An 8,137-nucleotide genomic window follows, 5' to 3' on the forward strand; every position below is an offset into this window, starting at 1 on the left:
GTCGAGCGAAGCTCGACGGAGTGGGGGTCGACCAACCGTCAAGATTGAAGCGCTTTCGGTCGAATGCCTCGGCACGATTACTCCGCTGCTTCCAAGGTCGCGATGCGACGGCTGTTGCGGGCCTGCTCGTCATAGTCGAGCTGCCATTCCGACGGCCCGTTGGACGCGCCGACCTGCACCGCCGTCACCTTGTATTCCGGGCAGTTGGTCGCCCAGTCGGAGAAGTCGGTGGTGATGACGTTGGCCTGGGTGTCGGGGTGGTGGAACGTCGTATAGACCACGCCAGGCGACACCTTGTCGGTGATCAGCGCGCGCAGCGTCGTCTCGCCGGAGCGGCTGGTCAGGCGGACCCAGTCGCCGTCGCGCAGACCGCGGTTTTCGGCGTCATGCGGGTGGATCTCGAGACGGTCCTCGCTGTGCCACATGACATTGTGGGTACGCCTGGTCTGCGCGCCGACATTGTACTGCGACAGGATGCGGCCGGTGGTCAGCAGCAGCGGGAAGCGCGGTCCCGTCCTCTCGTCGGTCGCCACATATTCGGTGCGGATGAACTTGCCCTTGCCGCGCACGAAGCCGCTGATATGCATGATCGGCGTGCCTTCCGGCGCCTGTTCGTTGCAAGGCCACTGCACCGAGCCCATCTTTTCCAGATAGTCGTAGGAGACCTTGGCGAAGCTCGGCGTCGTCCTGGCGATCTCATCCATGATTTCGGACGGATGCTGGTAATTCCAGGCAAGCCCCATCGCCTGTGCGAGCTTCTGCGTCACTTCCCAGTCGGCCAGCCCGTTCTTCGGCGCCATCACCTTGCGCACGCGGTTGATGCGGCGCTCGGCATTGGTGAAGGTGCCGTCCTTTTCGAGGAAGGTCGAGCCGGGCAGGAAGACATGCGCGTAGTTGGCGGTCTCGTTGAGGAAGAGATCGTGGACGACGACACATTCCATCGCCGCAAGGCCTGCGGCGACATGCTTGGTGTCGGGATCGGACTGCAGGATGTCCTCGCCTTGCACATAGAGGCCCTTGAACGAGCCGTCGACGGCGGCGTCCAGCATGTTGGGGATGCGCAGGCCGGGCTCGTCGTCGAGCTTGACCCCCCACAGGCTCTCATAGATGTCGCGCACCGCGTCGCCGGAGACGTGGCGATAGCCGGGCAGCTCATGCGGGAACGAGCCCATGTCGCAGGAGCCCTGGACATTGTTCTGGCCGCGCAGCGGGTTCACGCCGACGCCCGGCCGACCGATATTGCCGGTCGCCATGGCAAGATTGGCGATGGCGATGACGGTGGTCGAGCCCTGGCTGTGCTCGGTCACGCCGAGGCCGTAATAGATCGCGCCATTGCCGCCGGTGGCAAACAGCCGTGCGGCGCTGCGGATCTCTTCAGGATCGACATTGGCGAGCTGGCCGACCACCTCAGGGCTGTTTTCCGGCAGCGCCACGAACGACGCCCAATCCTGGAACTCGTCCCAGTCGCAGCGTTCGCGGATGAAGGCCTCGTCGAACAGTCCTTCGGTGACGATGACATGGGCAAGCGCGGTGACCACGGCGACATTGGTGCCCGGCTTCAGCGGCAGATGATGCTGCGCCTCGATATGAGCCGAGCGCACGATATCGGTGCGGCGCGGGTCGAGCACGATCAGCTTGGCGCCCTTGCGCAACCGCTTCTTCATGCGCGACGCAAACACCGGATGTGCGTCGGTCGGATTTGCGCCGATGATCATCACCACGTCGGTCTGCTCGATCGAGTCGAAATCCTGGGTGCCTGCCGAGGTGCCGAAAGTCTGGCCAAGGCCATAGCCGGTCGGCGAATGGCAGACGCGGGCGCAGGTATCGACATTGTTGTTGCGGAAACCCTGGCGGATCAGCTTCTGCACCAGATAGGTTTCCTCATTCGTGCAGCGCGACGAGGTGATGCCGCCGATCGAGGTGCGGCCATACTGGTACTGGATGCGGCGGAACTCGTTGGCGGTGTGGGTCAGCGCTTCCTCCCACGACACCTCGCGCCATGGATCGGTGACCTTTTCGCGGATCATTGGATTGAGGATGCGCTCCTTGTGGGTCGAGTAGCCGTAGGCAAAACGGCCCTTGACGCAGCTATGGCCACGGTTCGCCTTGCCGTCCTTGTAGGGCACCATGCGCACGAGCTCGTCGCCGCGCATTTCGGCCTTGAACGAGCAGCCGACGCCGCAATAGGCGCAGGTGGTGACGACCGAATGCTCGGGCTGGCCGATCTTGATCACCGATTTCTCGGAAAGCGTCGCCGTTGGGCAGGCCTGCACACAGGCGCCGCAGGACACGCACTCGCTGTCGATGAAAAGCTGGTGCATGCCGGGCGACACACGGCTTTCGAAGCCGCGGCCCTCGATGGTCAGCGCGAATGTGCCTTGCACCTCCTCGCAGGCGCGCACACAGCGCGAGCAGACGATGCATTTCGATGGATCATAGGTGAAGTATGGGTTGGACTCGTCCTTCGCCATCCATTTGAAGTTTTCGGCGCCGTCGTTCTTCTTGAAGACGTGGTTGTCGCCCTCATAGCCGTAGCGCACGTCGCGCAGGCCGACGACGCCGGCCTGCGTCTGCAATTCGCAGTCGCCATTGGCCGCACAGGTCAGGCAGTCGAGCGGATGGTCGGAGATGTAGAGCTCCATCACGCCGCGGCGGATGTCCTTCAGCCGACCGGTCTGGGTGTGCACGACCATGCCCGGCGCCACCGGCGTCGTGCAGGAGGAGGGCGTGCCGTTGCGGCCGTCGATCTCGACCAGGCAGAGCCGGCAGGAGCCGAAGGCGTCGACCATATCGGTGGCGCAAAGTTTCGGGATGGCAATGCCGGCCTCCATCGAGGCGCGCATAATGGATGTGCCTTCCGGCACGGTGACGGTGAAGCCGTCGACGGTCAGCGTCACCTGCTTCTCGGACGTCGAGGCCGGCGTGCCGTAGTCGATTTCCTGAATGAGACCCATCGCGAGGTTCCTATTCTGCTGCTTCGGCGACTGGCGCCGGCTTGAAATCTTCGCGGAAGTGGTTGATTGCGCTCATCACCGGATAAGGCGTGAAGCCACCCAGCGCGCAGAGCGAACCGAACTTCATCGTGTTACAGAGGTCCGTCACCAGCTCGATCTGCTTTTCCGGCTCGCTACCCCTGGCGATCTTGTCGATCGTCTCGACGCCGCGTGTCGAGCCGATGCGGCAGGGCGTGCACTTGCCGCAGCTCTCGATGGCGCAGAACTCCATGGCGAAGCGCGCCTGCTTCAGCATGTCGGCGGTGTCGTCGAAGACGGTGATGCCGGCGTGGCCGATCAGCCCGTCCTTGGCGGCGAAGGCTTCGTAGTCGAACGGCGTGTCGAACAGGGAGCGTGGGAAGTAGGCACCCAGAGGGCCGCCGACCTGCACCGCTTTGACCGGCCGTCCAGTCGCCGTGCCGCCGCCGATGTCGTCGACGATCTCGCCAAGCGTCATGCCGAACGCCGCCTCGAACAGGCCGCCATATCTGACATTGCCGGCGATCTGGATCGGAATGGTGCCGCGCGAGCGGCCCATGCCGAAATCCTTGTAGAAGGCAGCACCCTTGTCCATGATGACAGGCACCGAGGCCAGCGAGATGACGTTGTTGATCACCGTCGGCTTGCCGAACAGGCCCTGGATGGCCGGCAGTGGCGGCTTGGCGCGAACGACGCCGCGCTTGCCTTCGAGGCTGTTGAGCAGCGAGGTTTCCTCGCCGCAGACATAGGCGCCGGCGCCGACGCGGATTTCCATGTCGAAGGCGTGGGGCGAGCCCAGCACGTTGAGGCCGAGCAGGCCGGCCTTGCGGGCGGCCTCGACCGCCTTTTGCATCATCGCCACCGCATGCGGATACTCCGAGCGGATATAGACAAAGCCCTTGGTTGCCCCGGTGGCGACACCGGCGATTGCCATTCCCTCGATCAGCACGAAGGGATCGCCCTCCATGATCATGCGGTCGGCGAAGGTGGCGCTGTCGCCCTCGTCGGCATTGCAGACGATGTACTTTTTGTCGGCGATCGTATCGAGCACCGTCTTCCATTTAATGCCGGTCGGGAAGCCGGCGCCGCCGCGACCCCGCAGGCCCGACTCGGTGACCTGCTTGACGATGTCGGCCGGAGCCATCGCCACGGCGTTCTGCAGGCCCTTCAGTCCGCCATGCGCCTTGTAGTGATCAAGCGACAGCGGATTGATGACGCCGCAGCGCGCGAAGGTCAGGCGCGTCTGCCTGGCCAGGAACGGGATCTTGTCGGGCGCGCCCAGCCAGCGCTTGTGGTGACCGCCGGTGAGAAAGCCGCTGTCGAACAGGCTTTTGACATCGGATGGCTTCACCGGCCCATAGGCGACACGGCCATTTTCTGTCGCCACCTCGACCATCGGCTCGAGGAAATAGGCGCCGCGCGAACCGTTGCGCACGATCTTGGCCTCGATGCCGCGATCGGCCAATTCCTTCTCAATCGCCTTGGCGACCTTTTCCGCACCGAGCGCCAGCGCGCCGGAATCGCCGGGAATATAGATGCGCGGGATCATGAGCGCACCTCGGCTACGATCTCGTCGAGTTTTTCGTCATCGAGCCGGCCGATCACCTCGCCGTCCAGCATCGCCGATGGCGCGCAGGCGCAAAGGCCGAGGCAATAGACCGGCTCTAGCGTCACCGAACCGTCGCGGGCCGTCTCGTGGAAGCCGATGCCCAGCAATTGCTTGAGCTTGGCGGCAATCGCGTCCGAGCCCATCGATTGGCAGGCTTCCGCTTGGCAGAGCTTCAGCACATGCCGGCCGGCCGGCCGGCTGCGGTAATCGTGGTAGAAGGTGACGACGCCGTGCACCTCCGCCTTGGAGATGTTCAGCGCTTCGGCGATGACCGGCAGCGCGTCATGCGGCACATGGCCAAACTCTTCCTGGATGCCGTGGAGGATCGGCAACAGCGGGCCTTCGAGGCCCTTCAACTCCTGAACGATCGCCGCCGTGCGCGACGCGATCTCGGTACTTGCAGGCTGCATGATCATGCAGCGCCCTCCCTGGTCGTAGTAATCCGCTAAGTGCCTAGGAAATCGGAGGAAACCCGCCAAATCAATAAAGCTGATCCGTTGCTCGATAGAAATCTTCTATCGATGCCGTCCAGCCTGCAATCTCTAGCTCAGTGGCGGGCGCGGAAATCGTCTGCCAGCGCCATTGCCTCGTCCAGCAGCGCCGAGACCAGCGGGGTGTGCGGCTCGCGCAGCGTCGCCACCAGCCCGACGGTGTGGCTGGCGTCCGGCTCGACGATCGGAATGGCCCGGATCGGCTCGGAAAAGCCGAATGTTTCCGAGAGGTTGAGCGGCATGATCGACGACCATTTTCCGGTACGGATATGCGAGAACAGCACGATCATCGAATTGGATTCGAGTGTCGGCCGCACCTGCGTGCCGGCTTCGGCCAAATGCTGGTCGATGATGCGGCGGTTCTGCATGTCCGGCGTCAACAGGCAGAGCGGCAGCTGGCTGAGCTCCGCCCATGTCACTTTGTCGCGGTCGGAATAGGGGTTTCCGATCGCGGTGATCAGCTGATAGCGCTCGTCATAGAGCGGCACGCTGGTCACCCGCCCCAGCGGCTCGTTGTCGAGATAGGTGATGCCGGCGTCGATGTCGAAATTGCCGAGCAGCGACAGCACCTCGATCGAGGTGCGCGACAGCACCGAGAAGGTGACGCCGGGATGTTTTGCCCGAAAAGGCGTCGTCAGCCGCGCCACCATGGCCAGCGCCGTCGGGATGGCGGCGATGCGGATGCGCCCCGAAAGGCCGTGACGCGCCGCCCGCATCTCTTCGCGCATGGTGCGGGTATCGCCGACGATGCGGCGCGCCCACGCCAGCACCTGTTCTCCCTCCGGCGTCAGCCCCTGGAAGCGCGAGCCGCGCAGAACCAGCATCACGCCGAGCTGGCCCTCCAGCTGCTTGATGCCGGCCGAAAGCGTCGGCTGGGTGACGCCGCACACCTCCGCCGCCCGGCCGAAATGCTCCTCCCTGGCCAGCGCGATGAAGAATTCCAGCTTGTCGATCATGAGCGGACGCTACCCGGCCGAGTGAGGCTGCGCCAGATGCATGCTGTTTTTGCCTGGCGAATCCTCATTGCGGCCGAAGCTTCGCCGCCGTCCAGGCCTAGCTGTCGACCAAGTTCAGAATGTTGCCGTCAGGATCCTTGAACCATGCGACCTTCATGCCGTAGCCGACATGGATGTCGCCTTCCAGCTTCAGGCCCGGCATCTCGTAGTGCTCGAAGACAACGCCTTTCGATTTCAGCGCCTTGACGATGGTGTCGATCTCGTCGCCGACCATCCAGGTCACCGCCGTCGCCTTGTTGGTTCCGGCGAATTGCGAGCGATAGACATTGATGCTGGTGTCGCCGCATTTGTAGACGATCAGTTCGCCACCCTCGTTGTGAACCTCCGTCAGCCCCAGAACGTCTTCATAGAAGGCCTTGGCCTTGGCCAGGTCCTTCACCGCGAGATTGGCCGTTGCGTTGCTGTTTGCGAGCATGATTGGTCTCCTTTGCTTGCGGGCGAGCACGTCCGAAGCCTGCAAAGATAGGGCTGCTTCGTCTTCAGGCGACGCAGCCTGTGCGATCGGCGTGCTTCTTCCCTAAAGACGTTTCGTCCTCTGCAAGACCGACAAACGGACGCAAGTCTTTGCAGCCACGCCCGTGCGTGTCGTTCCGCCGCTTGGTTCTGTTCGGGAACTGCACTATCTCAGGCGTAAAAGCAGAGGAAAAGCTGATGCCCGCCGTCCAGGAAAACGTCACCAAGGAAATCGTCATCGAGCGCCTGAAGACGGTCAACGGACCGGACTTCACCGGCAACATCGTCGACCTCGGCATGGTCTCCGAGATTTTCATTGCCGATGCCAAGGTTTTCTTTTCGATCACCGTGCCGGCTGCCCGGGCCCAGGAGATGGAGCCGCTGCGTGCCGCCGCCGAGCGTGTCGTCAAGGCGATCCCGGGTGTCGCCGGCGCCGTGGTCGCCCTGACGGCGGAAAAGAAGGGTGGCGGCATGGAGGCTCCGGTTCCGCAAAGGCCTGCCACCAGGCCCGTACCGCCGGCCGCACCCGCTGCCGCGCCGCGTCCGGCTCCGCACGCTCCGGCCTCGCACAGTCAGGGCAAGCGCGGCGTGCCCGGCATCGAGGCGATCATCGCTGTCGCTTCCGGCAAGGGCGGCGTCGGCAAGTCGACCACTGCCGTCAATATCGCGCTTGGCCTCGCCGCCAACGGCCTGAGGGTCGGCGTGCTCGACGCCGACATCTACGGCCCGTCGATGCCGCGGCTGCTCAACATCCATGGCCGGCCGCAGACGGTCGACGGCAAGGTCCTGAAGCCGATGGAGAATTACGGCCTGAAGGTGATGTCGATGGGCTTCCTCGTCGATGAGGAGACGCCAATGATCTGGCGCGGGCCGATGGTGATGTCGGCATTGACGCAAATGTTGCGCGAGGTCGAATGGGGTCCGCTCGACGTGCTCGTCGTCGACATGCCGCCCGGCACCGGCGACGCGCAGCTGACCATGGCCCAGCAGGTGCCGCTGGCCGGCGCCGTCATCGTCTCGACGCCGCAGGATCTGGCCCTGATCGATGCCCGAAAAGGCCTCAACATGTTCAGGAAGGTCGACGTGCCGGTGTTGGGCATCGTCGAGAATATGAGCTATTTCCTCGCCCCCGACACCGGCAAGCGCTACGACATCTTCGGCCATGGCGGCGCGCGCCGCGAGGCCGAGCGTCTCGGCGTCTCCTTCCTCGGCGAAGTGCCGCTCGAAATGGGCATCCGCGAAAGCTCGGATGCCGGCACGCCGGTGGTGGTCTCCAAGCCCGACAGCGCCGAGGCCAAGATCTACCGCGACATCGCCGCGAACGTCTGGGGCAGGGTCAAGGAAGAACGCGGCGCGGCCGAAGCCGCCGTGCCGAACATCGTGTTTGAGTGATCCTCCCCCTTGAGGGGAGGGTGGCCCGCAGAGCCGGGTGGGGTCGGTGGCGACGCACTCCACCTTTCTTGGTCAACGCCAGTTGTAGGTCGAGGCGGTTGAGGCGACCCCTCCCGCCCGCTTCGCGCTGTCCAGTTGATAGATGGGTAACACTTTGAACCGGATACATGGGTTACAGTTTTCCCCCTGTCGTGGGGGGGGGGG

General features: G+C 64.0%; 6 protein-coding genes. 1 reads left to right on the forward strand and 5 read right to left on the reverse strand.

Annotated features, from left to right (window positions below):
* Positions 1 to 77: 77 nt before the first annotated feature.
* From fdhF to AC0L15_RS27845, 5 genes are all read right to left on the reverse strand, one after another.
* Positions 78 to 2,954: a formate dehydrogenase subunit alpha gene (gene fdhF / locus AC0L15_RS27825; protein WP_128168294.1), complete on the reverse strand. Its 2,877-nt coding sequence runs from the start codon at positions 2,952 to 2,954 to the stop codon at positions 78 to 80.
* 10 nt (positions 2,955 to 2,964) lie between these two features.
* Positions 2,965 to 4,521, reverse strand: coding sequence for a formate dehydrogenase beta subunit (locus tag AC0L15_RS27830; RefSeq protein ID WP_023802879.1), 1,557 nt, complete (start codon positions 4,519 to 4,521; stop codon positions 2,965 to 2,967).
* Entirely contained in the window at positions 4,518 to 4,997 is a 480-nt protein-coding gene (locus AC0L15_RS27835; protein ID WP_077377054.1) for a formate dehydrogenase subunit gamma, read from the reverse strand. Before AC0L15_RS27835 ends, AC0L15_RS27830 begins: the two co-directional genes overlap by 4 nt.
* Positions 4,998 to 5,128: 131 nt before the next feature.
* Positions 5,129 to 6,028, reverse strand: coding sequence for a LysR family transcriptional regulator (locus AC0L15_RS27840; protein WP_027151624.1), 900 nt, complete (start codon positions 6,026 to 6,028; stop codon positions 5,129 to 5,131).
* A 97-nt stretch (positions 6,029 to 6,125) separates the two neighbouring features.
* Entirely contained in the window at positions 6,126 to 6,503 is a 378-nt protein-coding gene (locus tag AC0L15_RS27845; protein ID WP_023802882.1) for a VOC family protein, read from the reverse strand.
* A 236-nt stretch (positions 6,504 to 6,739) separates the two neighbouring features.
* Between AC0L15_RS27845 and AC0L15_RS27850 the strand changes: the two genes are divergently transcribed.
* Positions 6,740 to 7,933, forward strand: a complete 1,194-nt coding sequence (locus tag AC0L15_RS27850; RefSeq protein WP_128168292.1) for an Mrp/NBP35 family ATP-binding protein — start codon at positions 6,740 to 6,742, stop codon at positions 7,931 to 7,933.
* Positions 7,934 to 8,137 lie beyond the last annotated feature (204 nt).

Source organism: Mesorhizobium sp. WSM4846 (assembly GCF_055811415.1).